The organism is Arthrobacter sp. (genome assembly GCF_031179985.1).
Taxonomy (GTDB): domain Bacteria; phylum Actinomycetota; class Actinomycetes; order Actinomycetales; family Micrococcaceae; genus Arthrobacter.
Window position 1 is genome coordinate 1 of the sequence record NZ_JAPSHJ010000060.1, and the last position, 18,375, is coordinate 18,375.

17 protein-coding genes, 1 tRNA gene and 1 rRNA gene are annotated in these 18,375 nt (G+C 60.9%); 10 read left to right on the forward strand and 9 right to left on the reverse strand.

Annotated features, from left to right (window positions below; translation table 11 throughout):
• The coding region (locus RIN13_RS18215; protein WP_309108731.1) for a DNA starvation/stationary phase protection protein at positions 1–470 on the reverse strand (470 nt) is incomplete at its 3' end.
• A 202-nt stretch (positions 471–672) separates the two neighbouring features.
• On the opposite strand from RIN13_RS18215, the gene RIN13_RS18220 reads away from it, so the two are divergent.
• The 3 genes from RIN13_RS18220 to RIN13_RS18230 are packed head-to-tail and all read left to right on the forward strand — an operon-like array spanning position 673 to position 4,288.
• Positions 673–1,707, forward strand: a complete 1,035-nt coding sequence (locus tag RIN13_RS18220; protein WP_309108732.1) for a nitrilase-related carbon-nitrogen hydrolase — start codon at positions 673–675, stop codon at positions 1,705–1,707.
• Positions 1,708–1,718: 11 nt separating this feature from the next.
• The gene (locus tag RIN13_RS18225) at positions 1,719–2,744 is read left to right on the forward strand and encodes an agmatine deiminase family protein (protein ID WP_309108733.1); all 1,026 of its coding nucleotides are present in this window, start codon (positions 1,719–1,721) and stop codon (positions 2,742–2,744) included.
• Positions 2,741–4,288, forward strand: a complete 1,548-nt coding sequence (locus tag RIN13_RS18230) for an APC family permease (RefSeq protein WP_309108734.1) — start codon at positions 2,741–2,743, stop codon at positions 4,286–4,288. Before RIN13_RS18225 ends, RIN13_RS18230 begins: the two co-directional genes overlap by 4 nt.
• 163 nt (positions 4,289–4,451) lie before the next feature.
• On the opposite strand, the gene RIN13_RS18235 is transcribed toward RIN13_RS18230, so the two are convergent.
• The 3 genes from RIN13_RS18235 to RIN13_RS18245 form a co-directional block, all read right to left on the reverse strand.
• A complete protein-coding gene (locus tag RIN13_RS18235; protein WP_309108735.1) occupies positions 4,452–4,997 on the reverse strand; it encodes a hypothetical protein in 546 nt (181 codons plus the stop codon).
• A 296-nt stretch (positions 4,998–5,293) separates the two neighbouring features.
• Entirely contained in the window at positions 5,294–5,599 is a 306-nt protein-coding gene (locus tag RIN13_RS18240; RefSeq protein WP_309108736.1) for a DUF4193 domain-containing protein, read from the reverse strand.
• Between the two features lie 179 nt (positions 5,600–5,778).
• Complete coding sequence (locus RIN13_RS18245; RefSeq protein ID WP_309108737.1) at positions 5,779–6,000, reverse strand: hypothetical protein; 222 nt, start codon at positions 5,998–6,000, stop codon at positions 5,779–5,781.
• A gap of 140 nt (positions 6,001–6,140) precedes the next feature.
• Between RIN13_RS18245 and RIN13_RS18250 the strand changes: the two genes are divergently transcribed.
• Positions 6,141–6,488, forward strand: a complete 348-nt coding sequence (locus RIN13_RS18250) for a hypothetical protein (protein ID WP_309108738.1) — start codon at positions 6,141–6,143, stop codon at positions 6,486–6,488.
• 6 nt (positions 6,489–6,494) lie between these two features.
• On the opposite strand, the gene RIN13_RS18255 is transcribed toward RIN13_RS18250, so the two are convergent.
• Both RIN13_RS18255 and RIN13_RS18260 read right to left on the reverse strand, forming a co-directional pair.
• A tRNA-Thr gene (locus RIN13_RS18255) sits at positions 6,495–6,568 on the reverse strand.
• 188 nt (positions 6,569–6,756) lie between these two features.
• Positions 6,757–7,647 (reverse strand): DsbA family protein, encoded by an 891-nt coding sequence (locus RIN13_RS18260; RefSeq protein ID WP_309108739.1) that lies wholly within the window; start codon positions 7,645–7,647, stop codon positions 6,757–6,759.
• Between the two features lie 268 nt (positions 7,648–7,915).
• Between RIN13_RS18260 and RIN13_RS18265 the strand changes: the two genes are divergently transcribed.
• The 4 genes from RIN13_RS18265 to RIN13_RS18280 all read left to right on the forward strand — a co-directional run bounded on the left by RIN13_RS18265 (position 7,916) and on the right by RIN13_RS18280 (position 13,080).
• Positions 7,916–9,316, forward strand: a complete 1,401-nt coding sequence (locus tag RIN13_RS18265) for a trehalose-6-phosphate synthase (RefSeq protein WP_309108747.1) — start codon at positions 7,916–7,918, stop codon at positions 9,314–9,316.
• Entirely contained in the window at positions 9,306–10,202 is an 897-nt protein-coding gene (gene otsB / locus RIN13_RS18270) for a trehalose-phosphatase (protein ID WP_309108740.1), read from the forward strand. The genes RIN13_RS18265 and otsB overlap by 11 nt, the downstream gene beginning before the upstream one ends.
• 210 nt (positions 10,203–10,412) lie before the next feature.
• Positions 10,413–11,495 (forward strand): sn-glycerol-3-phosphate ABC transporter ATP-binding protein UgpC, encoded by a 1,083-nt coding sequence (locus tag RIN13_RS18275; RefSeq protein WP_309108741.1) that lies wholly within the window; start codon positions 10,413–10,415, stop codon positions 11,493–11,495.
• A gap of 166 nt (positions 11,496–11,661) precedes the next feature.
• A complete protein-coding gene (locus tag RIN13_RS18280) occupies positions 11,662–13,080 on the forward strand; it encodes a DUF4032 domain-containing protein (protein ID WP_309108742.1) in 1,419 nt (472 codons plus the stop codon).
• A 64-nt stretch (positions 13,081–13,144) separates the two neighbouring features.
• Here RIN13_RS18280 and RIN13_RS18285 read toward each other — a convergent pair whose 3' ends face one another.
• Entirely contained in the window at positions 13,145–14,485 is a 1,341-nt protein-coding gene (locus RIN13_RS18285) for an FAD-binding oxidoreductase (protein ID WP_375164795.1), read from the reverse strand.
• 346 nt (positions 14,486–14,831) lie between these two features.
• Here RIN13_RS18285 and RIN13_RS18290 point away from each other — a divergent pair, with 346 nt between their 5' ends.
• Both RIN13_RS18290 and RIN13_RS18295 read left to right on the forward strand, forming a co-directional pair.
• Positions 14,832–16,592, forward strand: a complete 1,761-nt coding sequence (locus RIN13_RS18290; RefSeq protein WP_309108744.1) for a glycoside hydrolase family 13 protein — start codon at positions 14,832–14,834, stop codon at positions 16,590–16,592.
• Between the two features lie 3 nt (positions 16,593–16,595).
• Positions 16,596–17,630: a LacI family DNA-binding transcriptional regulator gene (locus tag RIN13_RS18295; RefSeq protein WP_309108745.1), complete on the forward strand. Its 1,035-nt coding sequence runs from the start codon at positions 16,596–16,598 to the stop codon at positions 17,628–17,630.
• Between the two features lie 19 nt (positions 17,631–17,649).
• On the opposite strand, the gene RIN13_RS18300 is transcribed toward RIN13_RS18295, so the two are convergent.
• Both RIN13_RS18300 and rrf read right to left on the reverse strand, forming a co-directional pair.
• Positions 17,650–18,141, reverse strand: a complete 492-nt coding sequence (locus RIN13_RS18300) for an SRPBCC domain-containing protein (protein WP_309108746.1) — start codon at positions 18,139–18,141, stop codon at positions 17,650–17,652.
• Between the two features lie 108 nt (positions 18,142–18,249).
• Positions 18,250–18,366 (reverse strand): 5S ribosomal RNA (gene rrf, locus RIN13_RS18305).
• Positions 18,367–18,375: the final 9 nt, after the last annotated feature.

The window sequence follows — 18,375 nt, forward strand, 5'->3', positions numbered from 1 at the left end:
TCCGGTCGGGTCACGCTGGCGGTCGGCTTCATGTTCTCAGCACCAACCAACCAGGCGAACTGCTCCAGCTTTTCAATGAATGTATGAAGCAGATCCGCCGTCGTCGGGTCTTCTTCATCCACCTCGTCATGGACTTTGCGCATGGTCCCGACGGCAGCCTCAAGGGCTGCGACAATCCGGTCGATGGCGTCTTTCGTGCCGATCAGGCCTTCCGGGAACTGGGCCAGGCTCGTTGACTCGGACACCGTGGCACTCCGTCCGTCCGGCAGGGCATGAAGTGCCCGCATGCGTTCAGCCATGTCGTCTGCAAACAAGCGTGCCGCCTCCACGATTTCATCCAGCTGAAGGTGAAGGTCCCTGAAGTTGGTACCCACGATGTTCCAGTGGGCCTGTTTTCCCTGGATGTGCAGTTCGATGAGGTCCGCAAGCACTGCCTGCATGTTGTTGGTCAGGGTGGGTGACGCTTTCATTTGCTCCTCCTGAATGCTTTCAGCCGTATATTCCGGTCCTTCGAAGCTATCCCAGCGGCAGCGCCGGTGCCAGCAAATCTCGCCCGAGGCTTAAATCAAATGAATTTTGTTCATTTTTTCCTTGCCCTTCGCCCCAATCTTCGGGATACTAAATGAACGTCATTCATTTAGTGACGGCCGTCTCACTGGAGAAATCACCACCATGATTGAAATAACCTGCCTCGCGCCCCTGGCGTCACCTGCACGGATGAAGTCTTCCACCCGTCTTCCCTTGAGGGTTGGCGTGGTTCAGCACCGCTGGCACTCAACCCCGTCTATCCTTCGGGCGGAACTTGATGAGGGAATCGAACGCGCCGCACGTCTGGGAGCCACTGTTGTCTTCCTTCCCGAACTCACTCTTTCCCGCTATCCCGCAGATGTTCTTCCCGAAAACGACCTGACCCACCCGCACCCAGCCCGGCCACGGCCGTCCGACGCAGCTGAGGACCTCCTGACGGGCGCCACCTTCCGCTTTGCCGCTGAGGCGGCTCGGCGACACGGAGTCTGCGTCCATGCCTCGCTCTATCAGCAAGCGGAGACTCACGACGGTTCCGATGACGGCCTCGGCCTGAACACCTCGATCCTGGTGTCCCCCGAGGGAGAACTGCTGGCACGAACCCATAAGCTGCACATTCCGGTCACCGCCGGATACTACGAGGACAAGTTCTTCCGCCAAGGCCCGGATGCCGAAGATGCCTACCAGGTCTACTCCCCTGCCGAACTCGGTGGCGCAAGATTGGGGATGCCGACGTGTTGGGATGAGTGGTTCCCGGAACTCGCCCGGCTCTATTCCCTGAGCGGAGCCGAGTTGCTGGTCTACCCGACGGCCATCGGTTCCGAACCGCTCTTCCCGGACTTCGACACCCAGCCGTTGTGGCAGCAAGTGATCGTCGGCAACGGAATTGCAAACGGGTTGTTCATGGTTGTTCCAAACCGCTGGGGGCACGAAGGCAGCCTGAACTTCTACGGTTCTTCGTTCATCTCGGATCCCTACGGCAGGATCCTGGTTCAAGCACCCCGGGATGAATCGGCTGTGCTGGTAGCGGACCTGGATCTTGACCAGCGCCGGGACTGGCTCACGCTCTTCCCCTTCCTGACCACCCGCCGGCCTGACACTTACGGGCGTTTGACCCAAGCCATCGATCCATCCGCCCCGCTCGGCGACCAGGCTGCCGTCCCCAGGGAGGTGAGGGCGTGACGTCTTGGCGGATGCCCTCTGAAACTGAAGAGCAGGATCGGATCTGGATGGCCTTTCCCACCGGCGGCTATACGCTCGGAGACGGCGCGGAGGCCGCCCGCGCTGCACGTAAAACCTGGGCAGCTGTAGCCAACGCCGCCGTCGTATTTGAGCCTGTCACCATGCTGGTCAGCCCTTCCGACGTCGGCATCGCCGCTCACTACCTGGACCCGGCCGTCGAGGTGCTCACGGCAGATATCAACGACGCCTGGATGCGCGATGTCGGTCCGACATTCGTCCTCGACAACCGTGGACACCTTGGCGCAGTGGACTGGGTCTTCAACGGCTGGGGCGCGCAGGAGTGGGCAAGCTGGGACAAGGACGCCTTGATAGCCGGTGAAATCGCCGGAAGGTCAGGAGCCGAACATGTAGTCTCACGCCTGGTCAACGAAGGCGGCGGAATCCAGGTCGACGGACAGGGCACCGTGCTGGTCACCGAAACCGTTCAGCTCGATCCGGCCCGCAACCCCGGATGGGGCAAAGCGGAGGTGGAAGCTGAACTTGCCAGAACTATCGGCGCTACCCACGCCATCTGGCTTCCGCGCGGCCTGACAAGGGACTCCGAACGCTTCGGAACGCGCGGCCACGTGGACATTGTCGCTGCCATTCCCGCTCCAGGGAAGCTCCTGGTCCACTCCCAGCAAAACCCCGAACATCCAGACTTCGAAGTCTCCCAAGAGATCCTCGAGTTCCTGCACACTACTCGGGATTCTGCGGGGCGCGAATGGGATATCACCGAGGTACCCGCGCCTGCTGTCCTCCTAGACGACGAGGGCTTTGTGGATTACTCCTACATCAACCATCTGGTGGTCAATGGCGGAGTCATCGCATGCAGCTTTGAGGATGCCATGGATGAGAAAGCACTGCGCATCCTCGCCGACGCTTACCCCGGACGCCGCCTCGTCAGCGTCGACGCCCGCGAGCTCTTTGCCCGTGGCGGTGGCATCCACTGCATTACCCAACAGCAGCCTGCTGCCTTCCAGAAAGGGCTCTCATGAGTCAGACAGTTCAGCGCCATGAGGATTCCGCCACCGGCGGCCACTCCTCCGCTCACGGTATCTCCGGCAAAGGCCTGAAAGGGGGACAGCTTGGCCTCCTGGCCGTCGTGGTCCTCGGCATCTCCACCATCGCCCCGGCCTACACGCTCACCAGCGCCCTTGGCCCCACGATCAGTGAAGTAGGGCTGCAGTTGCCCGTCATTTTCCTCATCGGCTTCATTCCCATGATCCTGGTGTCGCTCGCGTACCGGGAACTCAACGCAGACTCTCCCGACAGCGGGACCACGTTCACCTGGGTGACCAAGGCATTTGGCCCGTGGGTGGGCTGGATGGGTGGTTGGGGCCTGCTGGCGGCAAACATTATTGTTCTCTCCAACCTGGCAGGTGTGGCGGTGGACTTCTTCTACCTGTTTCTCTCGCAGCTGACCGGCAATGCCGAGCTGGCGGACTTGGCAGCGAACAAGCCGTTGAACGTGATTACGTGCTTTGCCTTTGTGGCCCTGGCCGTCTGGGTCAGCTACCGGGGGCTTCACACCACAAAGATTGTCCAGTATGGGCTGGTCGGATTCCAGTTGCTGGTACTGGGACTGTTTGTGGCCATGGCGTTCGCCAACTGGTCCTCGTCAGAAACCGCGATCCCCTTCAGCTGGGGATGGTTCGACGTCACCAGGATCGAGACTTTCGGCCAGATTGCGGCAGGGATCTCGCTGTCGATTTTCGTGTACTGGGGCTGGGATGTCTGCCTCACCGTGAATGAAGAGACCACCAACGGCAAAAAGACGGCGGGCGTCGCCGGTACCCTGACAGCCGTCGTCGTCCTGGGAATCTATCTCATGGTGACCGTCGCCACCATGATGTTCGCCGGAGTAGGCACCGAAGGGCTGGGCCTGAACAACGAGGAAAACCATGCAAACATCTTTACCGCTCTGGCATCGCCCATCATGGGACCGCTGGCCATCCTGATGTCGCTTGCCGTCCTGTCCAGCTCCGCGGCGTCGTTGCAGTCAACGTTCACCTCGCCCTCACGGAGCCTGCTGGCCATGGCGCACTACGGCGCCTTGCCCAGGCCTTTCCGGCGCATGACCAAGTTCGCAACGCCTGGTTTCGCCATCTTTGCGGCAGGCATTCTCTCTGCCGGCTTCTATGCAGTGATGCATGTGATCAGCGAAAACGTCCTCAATGACACCATCCTCGCCCTTGGCCTCATGATCTGCTTCTACTACGGCCTGACGGCGATAGCCTGCGCCTGGTACTTCCGTCAGAGTGTCTTCAGCAGCACCCGCAACTTTCTGCTCCGCCTCGTCTGCCCCCTGGTGGGAGGAGTCGGCTTGTTCGTGGTGTTCTTCCAGACGGCGGTGGACAGCTGGGCGCCGGAATTCGGCAGCGGATCCGAGGTATTCGGCGTCGGACTCGTCTTTGTCCTTGGCATCGGCATCCTGGCCATGGGCGCAGTGTTCATGGTCATCATGGCTAAGTCGCGTCCCGGATTCTTCAAGGGCGAAACCATCCACAGGGACACCCCGGCGCTGATCGTTCCCGAGTAGAGGTCGGCCCCGAGCAGGGGTCCTTCCCGGGTAGGGCTCCTTCCCGGGTAGGGCTCGCTCAGGGGGAACGGCCAACGACGAGCCCTGGCGGGATTACCCGCCAGGGCTCGTCATGGTTGTCAGTGCCTCGCGGTTCTATTGACAACGAAGGCCGGTTACCGGATCACCAGAAATGCGCGACGTCGATGACAAGGCGGGAACCGGCGCCCGGACCGTCCAGGGTCAAGACGCGGAACGGAAGCCGTGCCCGGACCCCCAGGCCAATGCTCGTGTAACCTTCAAAACTTCCCGCAAAAACTACTTGCCGGAAGGTCTGATAGCCCGAGACATTGGAGAGTTCAGCCTTGGCTGCCGGGCTATAGGTTGGGTTGTTGTTCTGGTCGTAGGCAGGAGCGTTGACCGTAGCCTGGATCCTCGCACCGCCGTTTACCGGAATGGTAAAACCGGAGCCATCTTGAACAACTGCTGGGACGTAACTCACCGTATAGCCGGCGACCGGGCCGTTGAGGTCAACAACCAGCCGGTCAAAGCAATAGTGGCGTCCCGTCCGGACGTTCGTGACAGCCGCGGTGCTCATTGCCGGATTGGATTCCGTCGTTGACCCCCACACCTGCCCGCAGTATGCAGCAGCCGAGGCGGGCCCCGGTGCCAATAGGCCTAGCCCGGCTGCCATAAGAATGGCAACGAGCCACGCGTGAATTTTCTTCATTTGGGCCACCCCCTCGAGTGAATTGGATACCTCAAGCGTAGGAGCGGGAAGCGCGCCAGCCGAGGGATGTATCCGCTTCGGCACCTAACCGTTAACAGCAGGTTTTGATGATCACAAGCCTGTGATGAACGGGGCGGTTTGAGGGCCCAATGACCCTTTCCTGCCTGCCTTTATGACCGTTTTCGTTACCTCGAATAACGACGACGAAGCGCCGGCGTCCTCGATGGACGGCCGGCGCTTGTGCTGTTTATGGTTAGTTTGGGGAACGTGCAGTCCGTGACCGTTGGTGCGGGCTTCTAGCCTTCGCAGTCGCGGCAGTACTTCATGCCGTTCTTTTCAAGGGCAACCTGGGACCTGTGACGGACCAGGAAGCAGGACGAGCAGGTGAATTCGTCCGACTGCTCGGGTACAACAATGACCATCAGTTCTTCGCCCGAGAGATCAGCGCCGGGAAGGTCAATGCCCTCGGCCGTGTCATTCTCGTCGACGTCGATCACAGCGGTCTGTGCGCCGCCGCCACGAGACGCCTGAAGGGCCTCCAGCGATTCAGCGGGGGATTCTTCTTCTGTCTTGTTGCGTGGGGCGTCGTAATCGGTAGCCATAGCGGGGTTCACTTTCGTTGCTGCACAGCGCCATTTCAGGCACCTCAGTGAAGCAGTTTAGGCCATTATCACGTGAGTTGAAGAATAGTGTGTTCAACCCAACAAATTACGTCGGCAGAAGACAGTTAAAGCAACAACGCCCCGGCACTGAACAAGGTGGCACCTCTCACCTCAGACGGTCACTCCTCAGGAGCGTTGACCGCTGTTTCATGGGCCTTCCTCGCATGGTCCCCAGCCAGGGATACACCACTGAGCGCCGGCAACCATGCCCAGCGGGTGACGTCGGCCAGTTCCGGGTAGGACCTGCCTTCTATCGCGGGGCCGGACAAAGCCGGAGCTGTATCCCGCTCAACCAGGGACCGCAACCATGACCGCGTCCGCGGCAACGTCGATTTCGTCATACTGAACAAACTAGGGCCGAGTTGTTGTGGGGACGTTTCCACCGGATCTCCCCAGGGTTACATCCCCGTACAGCAGGTTTAGCCTTGGATGAAGGACTCAAACCGCTGGTACACCTACACGGAAGCCTGGAGGCAAAGCCATGGCCGTCAAGCTGAACAGGAAGGCACTGGAGCACGCGCGGAGCCTCATCAAGAAGGGGAAAGTCGAACGCGATATCCGTGATGACTGGAGCGAGCACGCGCCTTCCACTGATGACGAAAACGAGTACCTCGACAAGCACGGTTTTGACGATTTCGCGAAATGGCATCTGGGAGTTGACCGCGAGAAATCCGAGGGCACGAAAGGTAGCGTCAGCTTTCCGTTCGGCGACTTCAGGAAAGCCCACCGTTGCGCGATCATTTCCCTTGAGAGCCGCGCCGCACAGTACGACCATGATGACATCGCCAAAGCAGCAAAAGAGTTGCTTGAGCTGATTGACGCGGAGTAAAAAGTGAGCCCCCTGTCGGATTCGAACCGACGACCCCCGCTTTACAAGAGCGGTGCTCTGGCCAACTGAGCTAAGGAGGCGTTGCGCCGTCATAATCGACAGGCCGTCAGAAACAGTCCGTCAATTCGGCGCTAGACAAGGTTATCCCACGGACGGGCTGCAGGTAAAAACGGGGCCGTCAAAGCTTCGAGAACCCCGGGTGAAACGAAAGGCCCAGCTCCGGAATCTTCCGAAGCTGGGCCTTTGCCAGGGCCAGGCCCTGGACGGGTTAGCCCTTGGCGTCGATCGCTGTCTGGACAAACGGGATGAAGTCGACATTCGCGCTGTCGCCCTTGCCCCACAGCTTTCCGTCAACAAAGGCCGTCGGAGTTCCCGTCACGCCTGTTGCTGCGGCCGCCTGCGTCGCGTACTTCACATAGGGACGGAATACTTTGTTATCTACACAGCTGTCGATGCTCTTAGCCCCTACCTCGGTAGCGAGGTTCTTCAGCTCGTTGTCAGAGAGGCCTGCGCCACCCTCAGCAGGTTGCTTTTCGAAGAGCGTGTTAAGGAAATCGGCGTATTTCTCAGGGGACTCGTTGACTACACAGGCGGCGGCATTGGCAGCGCGTGAGGAATAGTTGGTGGTGGACTTGCTGTCCAGGAAGCCCAGGGGACGGTACTCCAGGCTGATCTTGCCTTCGTTCCGGAGGTTAGTCAGGTCGGCACCGTACGTGTCCTCAAACCTCTTGCAGACCGGGCAGATGAAGTCGATGTAGACCACAACTTTTACGGGCTTGCCTGCTTCTGCGTCAGCGCCCGGGGCTTTGATTTCCGTCGGCGGTGTTGCCGGGGCGGCAGGGATGTCAGCGATGTTGACGGTTGCGGGATCTGACTTGGCAACTTCTGTATTGGCCAGCAGGGTAACGCCGCCATGCACGTTTGCGTTGGCAGGGGTTGGTCCCTGGTCGGCAATGGGAGTGTTGTCCCTCATCGACGTTGTGATAACCAGGGCCACCACGGCCAGAATGGCCACAACGGCAACGACAATGCCCCAGCCGATCAGCAGGCGATTGCGTTTGTCTTTCGCCAGCTGCGCCTCACGGATCTTGCGGGCATTCTCGCGTGCCTCAGCAGTGCGTTCTGCCTTGGACTTCCGGACTTCGTTTGCGGGGCTCATTAAGTTCCTCGTGTCGATCGGACCCGGGGACCACCCGGTTACAACTTCACCATTTTAGGCGAGAAAGCTGGGAGCTTGCACTTTCAAGTTTCTCCTCCACGTTCCCAACGGACGAATAGCTCCGAAGATTCCGTGCAAGTAGGGTGGATTTGAGCCATAACAACCCCAGGGAGCACCAATGCACAGACCTGCACGCGGGACAGACCATGCACCGGCAGGTGGCGCGCCGTCCGGAACAGGCCGGGCATCTTCCGCTAAATACGACTTCATGGTGGTGTCCAACCGCCTTCCGGTGGACCGCTGCCCCAAGGAAGACGGCGACGGCTGGCGGCGCTCGCCCGGTGGACTTGTCACGGCCTTGGCGCCGATGATGACCAAGACCGAAGGTGCCTGGGTGGGATGGCACGGCGCACCTGATGAAACCGTTAAGCCGTTCAGCCACGACAACATGGACCTGGTTCCCGTCCAGCTCAGCGAGGACGACGTCGAGCTGTACTACGAAGGCTTCTCCAACGCCACGCTGTGGCCGCTTTACCACGACGTCATCGCCCCGCCGGAGTTCCACCGCACCTGGTGGGACGCCTACCGCAGGGTCAACCGCCGGTTCGCCGACGCCGTCGTGCGCCATGCCGGACACGGCGCCACTATCTGGGTGCAGGACTACCAGCTTCAGCTGGTTCCGCGTCTGCTCCGCGAGGCCCGGCCCGATCTGCGGATCGGCTTTTTCAATCACATTCCATTCCCCCCGCCCGAGATCTTCGCCCAGTTGCCTTGGCGCCGTGCGATCATCGACGGCCTGCTCGGTGCGGATCTGGTGGGCTTCCAAAGGAACAGCGACGCCGGCAACTTCATGCGGTCCGCACGCCGGTTCCTCGGCGCCAGCGTCAAGCAGCAGCAAGTCCATGTAAAGGGCGGCGACGGCGAAATCACCCACATCGCCCGTGCCCAGGCCTTTCCCATCTCCATTGATGTCAAGCACATCGGCGAATTGGCGGCCAAGCCGGAGATCATTGAACGTGCCCGCCAGATCCGGCGGGACCTCGGCAATCCGAAGATCATCATGCTTGGCGTCGACCGGCTGGATTACACCAAGGGAATCCGGCACCGGCTCAAGGCCTACGAGGAACTGCTGAACGAAGGCAAGGTGAAGGTGGAGGATGCCACCCTCATCCAGGTGGCAAGCCCCAGCCGTGAACGGGTGGAGCATTACAGGCTGCTGAGGGAGGAAGTCGAAGGCACCGTTGGCCACATCAACGGAACCTACGACACCATCCAGAACACGGCCGTCCGCTACCTCCACCACAGCTACCCGGTAGAAGAGATGGTGGCGCTCTATCTGGCCGCGGACGTGATGCTTGTGACGGCACTGCGCGACGGCATGAACCTGGTGGCCAAGGAATACGTCACGGCACGCACCAACAATGACGGCGCCCTGGTGCTCAGTGAATTTGCCGGCGCAGCCGACCAACTGAAGCAGGCCCTCCTGATGAACCCGCACGATATTGACGGGCTTAAAGACACCATTATGCGGGCCGTGAACATGACAGACAAGGAAGCCGCCCGCCGGATGCGCTCCATGCGCCGCCAGATCCTTGACCACGACGTCGACCATTGGTCTGCGGACTTCCTGCACGCTCTCAACGAGAAAGTGATCCGCGATGACTCCTGATCCCATTCAGCCCGATGCCGCCGACTCCCCAGCCGCGGGCAAGGCGCGGCTCACCCTGGCCCCCGAACTCCTGGATGCCATACGCCGGGTCGCCTGCACCGAACACCTCCTGGTAGCCATGGACTTCGACGGCGTCATGTCGCCATTGGTGGACCACGCCGACGAAGCGCGGGCCCTTCCCCGGTCCGCCGCCGCCTTCGCCGCGCTGACGGCCCTCCCCCGCACCAGTACTGCCCTGATCTCCGGCCGGGCCTTGGACAGTCTCCGGGCTGTGGCATCACCACCGGCGGAAACCCTCTTGGTCGGCAGCCATGGGGCAGAGGCGTGGCTGGGCCCGAACTCCGCGCAACTGACACTCGATCCCGAGCAACGCGATCTCCTCGCAGATGTCCGGAGGATCATGAAAGAGATCGTCGACGTCGCTCCCGGCACACTGCTCGAAGACAAACCGGCAGGAGTCGTCCTCCACACAAGGCTCGCCTCCGACGACGTGGCCGAGGACGCCGTCGCCGCAGCCCGGGCCGCCCTCCAGGACCGGGAGGGTGTGTTCCTGAAAAACGGCAAGCGGGTTCTTGAATCTTCAGTGGTTCATGCTTCCAAGGGAGAAGGAGTGCAATTCCTGCGGCAGTCCTCGGGAGCTACGGCCGTGGTCTTTGCCGGGGACGACGTCACGGACGAGGACGCCTTGGGGCGGCTTGTCGCCGGCGACCTGGGCCTCAAAGTCGGCTTCGATTTCACCCAGGCCGAGTTTCGTGTGGAGTCCCCCGTCGATGTAGGAGAGTTCCTTGAGGCCCTCCTTCGCGAAAGGACCCGCTGCCTGGCCTTGGACGTTAAGCAGGACAGTCCGGAAAACGCCATCGCGGACGGTCCCGAAAGCGCGGGGTAAGGGACGTCACACGTGACATTCGTAACATTTATGACCGAATTCACTTTTTCTGACATACTCTTCAAGGTGATGTGGCGCACATAACCGTGCGGCATCATTCGATGCTCCCCGGCTTCCTTTAGCGGAATACGGGGAGCATATAACTGAATTACATGAACCATTCACTACGGATCGTCCGGCACGTACCTGCCGGTGAAGGGATTGATAACTGTGGCAACAGTTACTTTTGATAACGCTACGCGTCTGTACCCGGGCACAGAGAAGCCCGCTGTTGACAAGCTCAACATTGAAATCGCCGATGGCGAGTTCCTGGTCCTCGTTGGACCCTCCGGCTGTGGCAAGTCCACTTCCCTCCGCATGCTTGCGGGACTGGAAGATGTAAACGCCGGCCGCATCCTCATCGGCGACCGCGATGTCACCGATGTTCCGCCGAAAGACCGCGACATCGCGATGGTTTTCCAGAACTACGCGCTGTACCCGCACATGACTGTTGCTGACAACATGGGCTTCGCACTGAAGATCGCCGGCGTTTCCAAGGAAGAGCGTGCCGAGCGCGTTCGCGAAGCCGCCAAGCTTCTTGACCTCGAGCCGTACCTGGACCGCAAGCCGAAGGCACTCTCCGGCGGTCAGCGCCAGCGTGTTGCCATGGGCCGCGCCATCGTGCGTAACCCGCAGGTGTTCCTTATGGATGAGCCGCTCTCCAACCTGGACGCCAAGCTCCGTGTCCAGACCCGTACCCAGATCGCATCCCTGACCCGCCGTCTTGGCGTCACCACCGTATACGTGACCCACGACCAGGTTGAGGCCATGACCATGGGCGACCGCGTTGCTGTTCTCAAGGACGGTCTGCTGATGCAGGTCGACACCCCCCGCAACCTCTATGACAAGCCGAAGAACGTTTTCGTTGCAGGCTTCATCGGTTCCCCGGCCATGAACCTCCTCGAACTCCCCGTTGTAGACGGCGGCGTTCAGTTCGGCGGTACGGTTTACCCCGTTCCCCGCAACATCCTGGAAGAGGCACACGGCAGCACCGTAACCCTGGGATCCCGTCCCGAAGACCTTGAGACCGCCCCCACCGGTGAAGGCCTCAAGGTTGAAGTTGACGTTGTCGAAGAGCTCGGTGCCGACGCTTACGTCTACGGCCACACCACGCTTGACGGCAAGGATCACGACATCGTGGCACGCGTCGACGGCCGTCGCCCTCCGATGAAGGGCGAGGTCATCTACGTCCGTCCGCAGTCGGGTCACGTGCACCTGTTCGACACCAAGACAGGCGATCGTCTGGGCGACTAATCCCCATCGGCTGGCGGATGACTCGTAAGGTCACCGTTAGGCACTCCCGCATTATCGAAGTAACGACGACGGCGGCCCTCCTCACCGGAAGGCCGCCGTCGGGCGTTAACGCCTGTTCCTGACCAGGATTTAGGCCCACTGGCCCTCTCTACGGAAGAATTGCTTCATGACCGAGGAAAACAACGCCCAATGGCACGACGAACCGACCGACTACGGCCAGATCGGGAAGCTGCCTCGGTTCCAGGCCGCCAGCGCCAATGATGAAAAACAGTCAGCGGTATCGAGTTCCCTGAGCATCACCGCAGCCGCAGCCGACCCGGAACTGTTGGACCTGCCGTGGCACATTGCCTTGGAGGAATGGCCGGCGGAGAGCCTGGCCGCCCTCCCCCGCGGTATCTCACGGCACATTGTGCGCTTTGCCCATCTCGGCCATTCGGTCATCGCCATCAAGGAGACCTCGGAACACGTGGCCCGCCACGAATATCACATGCTCCGGAAGCTCGCCCGGCTCGATGTCCCTTGTGTCGAACCCGTTGCGGTCATCACGGGCCGCACCACGCCTGACGGCAGGCCGCTGAACCCGGTGCTTGTCACGCGGCATCTGAAGTTCTCCATGCCATACCGGGCCCTCTTTTCGCAGATGCTCCGAAAAGACACCCTCACCCGCCTCATTGATGCCCAGGCACTTCTGATGGTGCGGCTCCACCTCATCGGCTTTTATTGGGGCGACGTTTCGTTGTCGAACACCTTGTTCCGCCGCGACGCCGGCGCTTTTGCTGCTTACCTGGTCGATGCTGAAACCGGGGAACTCTATCCGGACCTCTCCACCGGGCAGCGCGAGTACGATCTCGAAATTGCCAGGGTGAATATCGCCGGGGAACTCATGGACCTCCTCGATGGGGGCCTCATCGAAGACAAGGTGGATCCGGTGGCCACCAGCGAGCTCATCATGGACAGCTATCGCCGGCTCTGGGCAGAACTCACTGAGAAGGAATCCTTTGAACTCGGCGAGCGGTGGCGGGTGGGCGCACGCATCAGACGCCTGAATGAACTTGGTTTTGATGTGGAGGAATATGCCATCAAGACCACCCAGAACGGCTCAACCATCCAGCTGCAGCCCAAGGTAGTGGACGCCGGCCACCATCAGCGCCGCCTGCTGCGCCTCACGGGCCTGGATGCCCAGGAGAATCAGGCCCGCCGGCTCCTCAATGACATGGACACCTTCCGCGCTGACAACAATCCCGGAATGGACGAGGAATACAGCGCCCACCTTTGGGTCAGCCAGATCTTCGAACCGATCGTCCGCTCCATTCCACGGGATCTCTCAGGGAAGCTGGAGCCGGCCGAAGCGGTTCACGAAGTCCTTGAGCATCGCTGGTACATGTCCGAAAAACAGGAGCGCCACATACCGCTGGCCGAAGCCGTCCAGTCCTATATCGACTCCATCCTGCGCCATCGCCGCGACGAGGCAGCCATCATGCTGAATCCGGATACCGGGCTGCTAAAAATCCTGGAAGTGGAAACGGAAGAATCACGGTATGGCGACGACGAATCCATCGACGAATATCCCGACGTCGACGACTGAGCAAGATCGCAACGCTCTTTCGGTTCGAGGATGTTTTTAGCACTAGCGGGTTAAGTCGGTTGGCTTAGATTGCTTTGCCGGGGTTGAGGATTCCCAAGGGGTCAAAGAGCTCTTTAATGCTGTGCTGCAGCTTGCGCAGCGGTTCGGGCTGCTCGAGTCCGAGCCAGCGCAGTTTGTACTGGCCGATCCCGTGCTCTCCGGTGATGGTTCCCCCCATCGCCAAGGCCACCGAGATGGATTTGTCCAAGGCCTCGTTCAGCCGCTTCATGTCATCCTCGCCTACGGAGGCATCCGCCCGTTCCACCCAGAACGTCGGGTGAAGATTGCCGTCACCTGCGTGGGCCACCACCTTGAGCATCACGTTGAACTCAGCGGCCATTAACTCCAGGGCGGCTACGTAGTCCACCAGTCTCGATCGTGGAACGGCCACGTCTTCGCCAACCCTGTATTCGTCGTCCACCTCCGCGCCGCGGCTGTGGCGCCTCAGGGCCACCAGCCTCTCCGCTTCCTCACTGAAGGCTGTGCTCACCAAGGCCCCTCCGGCAGTCAGAACATCCCGGATGATTTCGGCTTCCACGGCAGCACCAAATCCGTCGGTCTGGATCAGGAGCAGGGATCCTCCCCTGGCGCTCAGGTCCGAACCATGAATGGCATCCAGCTGGCGCAGGGTGGCGCCGTCGAGCAATTCCATGATGGCCGGCTGGACCCTCGCCTTACCGACCGCAAGGACTCCGGCTGCTGCCCTTCTAAAGTCGGGATGAAAAGATGCGATGGTTTGAACCTCAGGGGGAAGGTACCTGAGCCGGACAGTCACGCCAACAATGATGCCCAAGGTGCCTTCCGAGCCAACAAACAGCCCGGTGAGGTCGTAGCCGGCAACGCCTTTAAATGTCTGATGGCCTGTGTGCAGGAGGGATCCGTCTGCCAGAACGACATCCAGGGCGAGGACAGAGTCCCTGGTCACGCCGTACTTTGCGCACCTGAGGCCGCCGGCGTTGGTCGCAACATTGCCTCCGATTGTGGAGACCCTGTAACTTGCGGGATCCGGCGCATACATCAGGCCGTGCTCTGCGGCGGCATCGTTGAGCCGGGAGTTGATCACGCCCGGCTCCACCACGGCCGTTTCATCCTCCGGGTTCAGAGCCAGGATGCGGTCCATCCGTTCAAGGCTCAGGACAACGCAGCCTTCGCTGGCGTGGGCACCGCCGGAAACCCCTGTGCCTGCCCCGCGGGCAACGATCGGCACGCCGTGGCTGGCACAAAGGCGGACCACGGTTTGGACGTCCTCAATGGATTCCGCCCATACGACGGCCACGGGAAGGTGGTAATCCAGCACCGGTGCCTGATCCACCGCAACTGCAGCAAGGGACAAGTCATCCGAGGCCACCTTCCGAGGATCCAGCACGTTCCGGAGCCCTTCAACGATCGTGGACACACTGCCTCCGCTTCCTGTCTTGACCCGGACTTCAGTCTAAACCGGCGGCCAAGCCGGAAAGCGGGAGACCCGTCACAGGTGTGATCCAGTGCTCCTTTATGGCTGCAAACGTTTCCACTCCGCCGCCATAAAACCGGTCGAATGGAATGTTTATAAGCTTCTTCCTGCAGTTGAACCTTGACGGTCTTCAGTTACGTATTTGCCGGGTTGTCGGGGAAATTGTCAGTTTGCTTCGCGTCCAAATTCCATTCACTAGTGTGACATCGATTACTGGAAGCGTTTTCATTTTTTTCAGGAGGAGGTCTACCATCGATGCATGTCAGTCGACTCTCTACTTCAGACGCCCACTCCTCTCGCAGGACCCCTGACCCTGATTCATGGGAAAGACGAGGCTCCGGGGTGGTGGCGATCCGCCGTCATTTACCAGATATACCCAAGGTCGTTCCGGGACCTGAACGGCGACGGAATTGGCGACATCCCGGGGATCACCGCAGAGCTCCCGCAGCTCGCCGATCTCGACGTCGACGCCGTGTGGTTGTCACCCTTTTACCGGTCCCCCCAGCGTGATGCCGGATACGACGTCAGCGACTACTGCGACGTGGATCCCCTGTTCGGGACGCTGACCGACTTCGACGTCATGATTGCGGAAGCCAACCGTCTGCATCTGCGCGTCATCGTGGACCTTGTCCCGAATCACTGTTCTGACCAGCATGTGGCCTTTCAGGCCGCGCTTGCTTCCGCTCCCGGAAGCCCGGAGCGGGACATGTTCATCTTCCGGGACGGAAAGGGCGCTTCGGGTGAAGAGGCTCCGAACAACTGGGCATCCCACTTTGGCGGACCTGCCTGGACCCGGGTCACGGAGCCGGACGGTACTCCCGGACAGTGGTACCTCCACCTCTTCGACTCCTCGCAACCGGACTTCAACTGGGACAATCAAGCGGTCCATGAAGAGTTCGAACGGGTCCTGCGCTTCTGGCTTGACCGCGGCGTCTCAGGCTTCCGCGTTGATGTTGCCCACGCGCTCGTGAAAGCACCCGGTCTTCCGGATTGGGGTGGCAGGGCGGACGGCGGCAGCTCCGACGGATTCCCTGGCCATGAAGCCCCGATGTTCGGGCAGCCTGCATTACACGCCATTTATCGCAAGTGGCGCCAGATCCTGGAAAGCTACGGGCCGGACAGGATCCTCTGCGCAGAGGCGAATGTGGATCCGCTGCCGCGTCTGGCTGACTGGGTCCGTCCGGACGAGATGCACCAGGCCTTCAACTTCCCCTATCTTCACGCAGGGCTTGACGTCCACCGCCTTCGCGGCGTCATCACAGACTCGCTGCTCACCCTCGACGCCGTGGGTGCACCCAGCACCTGGGTTCTCTCCAATCACGACGTCGTCCGCCACGCCAGCCGCTTCGGTTACAACGGCCCTGGACCCCGGGACGGAGACGGCATAGGGGTCTGGGATCACCAGCCCGACGAAGCCCTGGGCCGCCGCCGTGCGGCCGCAGCATCCATGTTCATGCTGGGCCTCCCGGGTGGCGCCTACCTTTACCAGGGTGAGGAACTCGGACTCCCCGACGGCATCGACATCCCCGACGGCCAGCGGCAGGATCCCACCTTTGCCCGGACTGGTGGAGCAAGACTGGGCAGGGACGGCTGTCGCGTACCTCTGCCTTGGAGTGCAGAGGAACCGCACAATGGCTTTGGCAACGGACAGGAGCCTTGGCTCCCCCAGCCCGAAAGCTTCAAGCAACTCGCCCGCGATGCTCAGGCTGCCTCGCCGTCGTCGCACCTGAACCTGTACCGCCGCATGCTCTCCACCCGCCGGGAACTGGGGTTGGGCGCCGGTTCCCTGTCCTGGTTGGAGCATTACTGCACTGGCTCATCCCTCGCCTACCTCAACGGCAGCACGCTGGTCGTTATGAATCTCAACCACGAGCCGCTGGACATGCCGGCGGGAAGGGTGCTTCTGCGAAGCGGGTCTGCGACGCCTGTAAGTGACCAATCCGTTGCCGAGCTCGGACATCGGTTAGGCTCAAATGAAACTGTTTGGATGAAGATCACAGTCGAGGACGCGGAGAACTAGAGTATGGCCGGCATCAAGGACGTAGCGGAACGGGCCGGCCTCTCCATCGCCACCGTTTCGCGCGCCCTGAGCGGGAAGGGACCTGTCTCCTCCCGCAGCCGGGAGCGCGCCAGGGCTGCGGCCGCCGAACTGGGCTTTGTGCCTTCCTATCATGCCTCCAGCCTGGCCTCGGGACGGAACCACAATATAGGCGTCGTGGTTCCGTCCGTTCACCGCTGGTATTTCTCCTCGGTAATGGAAGGCATTTCAGCCACCCTGATCGACGCCGGTTATGACCTCACGCTGTACAACGTCAGTGAGGGGCCCAAGCATCGCCACAGTGTCCTGAACGACTTCCTCCTGCGCAAGCGTGTGGACGGCGTCATTGCGGTGGCTCTCAAGCTCAGCGAAGCCGAGATCCGCAAGCTGCTCGCCGTCCACAGACCGATCGTTGGCATCGGCGGAACACTGCCCGGTGCCGCCAGTATCAGGATTAACGATTTTGACCTCGCGGCGGACGCCACCAATCACCTGATCCAGTTGGGCCATACCAGGATCGCGCATCTGACGGGCGGATCCGCTTATGAGCAGGATTTTGAACTGCCCGGCACCAGGCAAAGGGGTTATGAGAAGGCAATGCGGGATTCCGGCCTCGCTGTTCGCCCTGGGTGGCATATCCCCGCCGATTTCACCATCCAAGGTGGCTACGCCAGCGCGCGGGCACTCCTGGGAAGTACGGCGGAACGCCCCACAGCTATTTTTGCCGCGTCCGATGAAATGGCTATCGGGGCAATTCTTGCTGCCCGCGATTTCGGCCTCCGTATCCCTTATGACCTTTCCGTCATCGGCTTCGACGGCCACGAACTCGGGGAGGTGTTTGGCCTGACCACCATTGACCAGGGCGCACGGGACCAGGGTTCCCTTGCTGTTAACATGCTGCTGTCGGGGCTCGAAGGCGATGCAGGCCACGTTGCCGCCGAGGCCGAGTATCCTGCAAAGTTCCTGATCAGGTCCAGCACCGCGGTTCCCCCGGAAGATTCTCCCCGCACCCGTCACTGACGCGTTCCGAGGGATCCTCTTAGTCTCCCGCTCCGCCCATGAAGCGGACGAACCTGCCCAAGACCTGGGGCCAGGCCCCAATCCACTTCCTGCGGGCTTGCAGTGGATCGTCAGAGCCCTCCCAGCCACTGTGCACAAGCCTGACTTCGGTACCGCCATCCACAGCCTTAAAAGCTACCCTGAGCTCCGTGGACCAGGCCGCAGTGCTGTCGGGGTGCCAGCTGGCATGGAAGGAGAGCGGTGGCTGCCAATCGTCAATCGAACCCCAGATGGAGGTTCGGCCATCATCGGCCGTTTCAAGTATGAGGTTCTCTTCGAACTCCACATAGGATCCAACGCCAAAGACGCTGATGGTATCCATAGGCCACCACAGGTGGGTGTGCTCGGTGAAGCCAATGAACGCCTGGGAAACGGCGCCTGGTACCACCACAGTGTTCACCACGGGTTCGAGTGCTTCTGACGCCGGCGGTAGATCATCGTCCAAGGGCGCGTGGCTGAAGAGGTTGTTCATGGTCACCAACTGTACCGGCCCTAAAAAAGGCTCACGCCCTTAAAAGACTCAGGCCCTTAAAAGACTCAGGCCCCGACATTCCTTGTCGGGGCCTGAATCATAAATAGTGTCCGGCGGTGACCTACTCTCCCACACCCTCCCGGGTGCAGTACCATCGGCGCTGTGGGTCTTAGCTTCCGGGTTCGGAATGGGACCGGGCGTTTCCCCCACGCTATGACCGCCGTAACCCTGTGT

Excerpts from the sequence above, each read along its gene's own strand:
- otsB (WP_309108740.1), top strand. The coding sequence starts at position 9,306 with ATGACTCCTGATCCCATTCAGCCCGATGCCGCCGACTCCCCAGCCGCG.
- RIN13_RS18300 (WP_309108746.1), bottom strand. The coding sequence starts at position 18,141 with ATGAACAACCTCTTCAGCCACGCGCCCTTGGACGATGATCTACCGCCG.
- RIN13_RS18290 (WP_309108744.1), top strand. The coding sequence starts at position 14,832 with ATGTCAGTCGACTCTCTACTTCAGACGCCCACTCCTCTCGCAGGACCC.
- RIN13_RS18225 (WP_309108733.1), top strand. The coding sequence starts at position 1,719 with ATGCCCTCTGAAACTGAAGAGCAGGATCGGATCTGGATGGCCTTTCCC.
- RIN13_RS18250 (WP_309108738.1), top strand. The coding sequence starts at position 6,141 with ATGGCCGTCAAGCTGAACAGGAAGGCACTGGAGCACGCGCGGAGCCTC.
- RIN13_RS18220 (WP_309108732.1), top strand. The coding sequence starts at position 673 with ATGATTGAAATAACCTGCCTCGCGCCCCTGGCGTCACCTGCACGGATG.
- RIN13_RS18230 (WP_309108734.1), top strand. The coding sequence starts at position 2,741 with ATGAGTCAGACAGTTCAGCGCCATGAGGATTCCGCCACCGGCGGCCAC.
- RIN13_RS18235 (WP_309108735.1), bottom strand. The coding sequence starts at position 4,997 with ATGAAGAAAATTCACGCGTGGCTCGTTGCCATTCTTATGGCAGCCGGG.
- RIN13_RS18280 (WP_309108742.1), top strand. The coding sequence starts at position 11,662 with ATGACCGAGGAAAACAACGCCCAATGGCACGACGAACCGACCGACTAC.
- RIN13_RS18295 (WP_309108745.1), top strand. The coding sequence starts at position 16,596 with ATGGCCGGCATCAAGGACGTAGCGGAACGGGCCGGCCTCTCCATCGCC.
- RIN13_RS18265 (WP_309108747.1), top strand. The coding sequence starts at position 7,916 with ATGGTGGTGTCCAACCGCCTTCCGGTGGACCGCTGCCCCAAGGAAGAC.
- RIN13_RS18240 (WP_309108736.1), bottom strand. The coding sequence starts at position 5,599 with ATGGCTACCGATTACGACGCCCCACGCAACAAGACAGAAGAAGAATCC.
- RIN13_RS18260 (WP_309108739.1), bottom strand. The coding sequence starts at position 7,647 with ATGAGCCCCGCAAACGAAGTCCGGAAGTCCAAGGCAGAACGCACTGCT.
- RIN13_RS18245 (WP_309108737.1), bottom strand. The coding sequence starts at position 6,000 with ATGACGAAATCGACGTTGCCGCGGACGCGGTCATGGTTGCGGTCCCTG.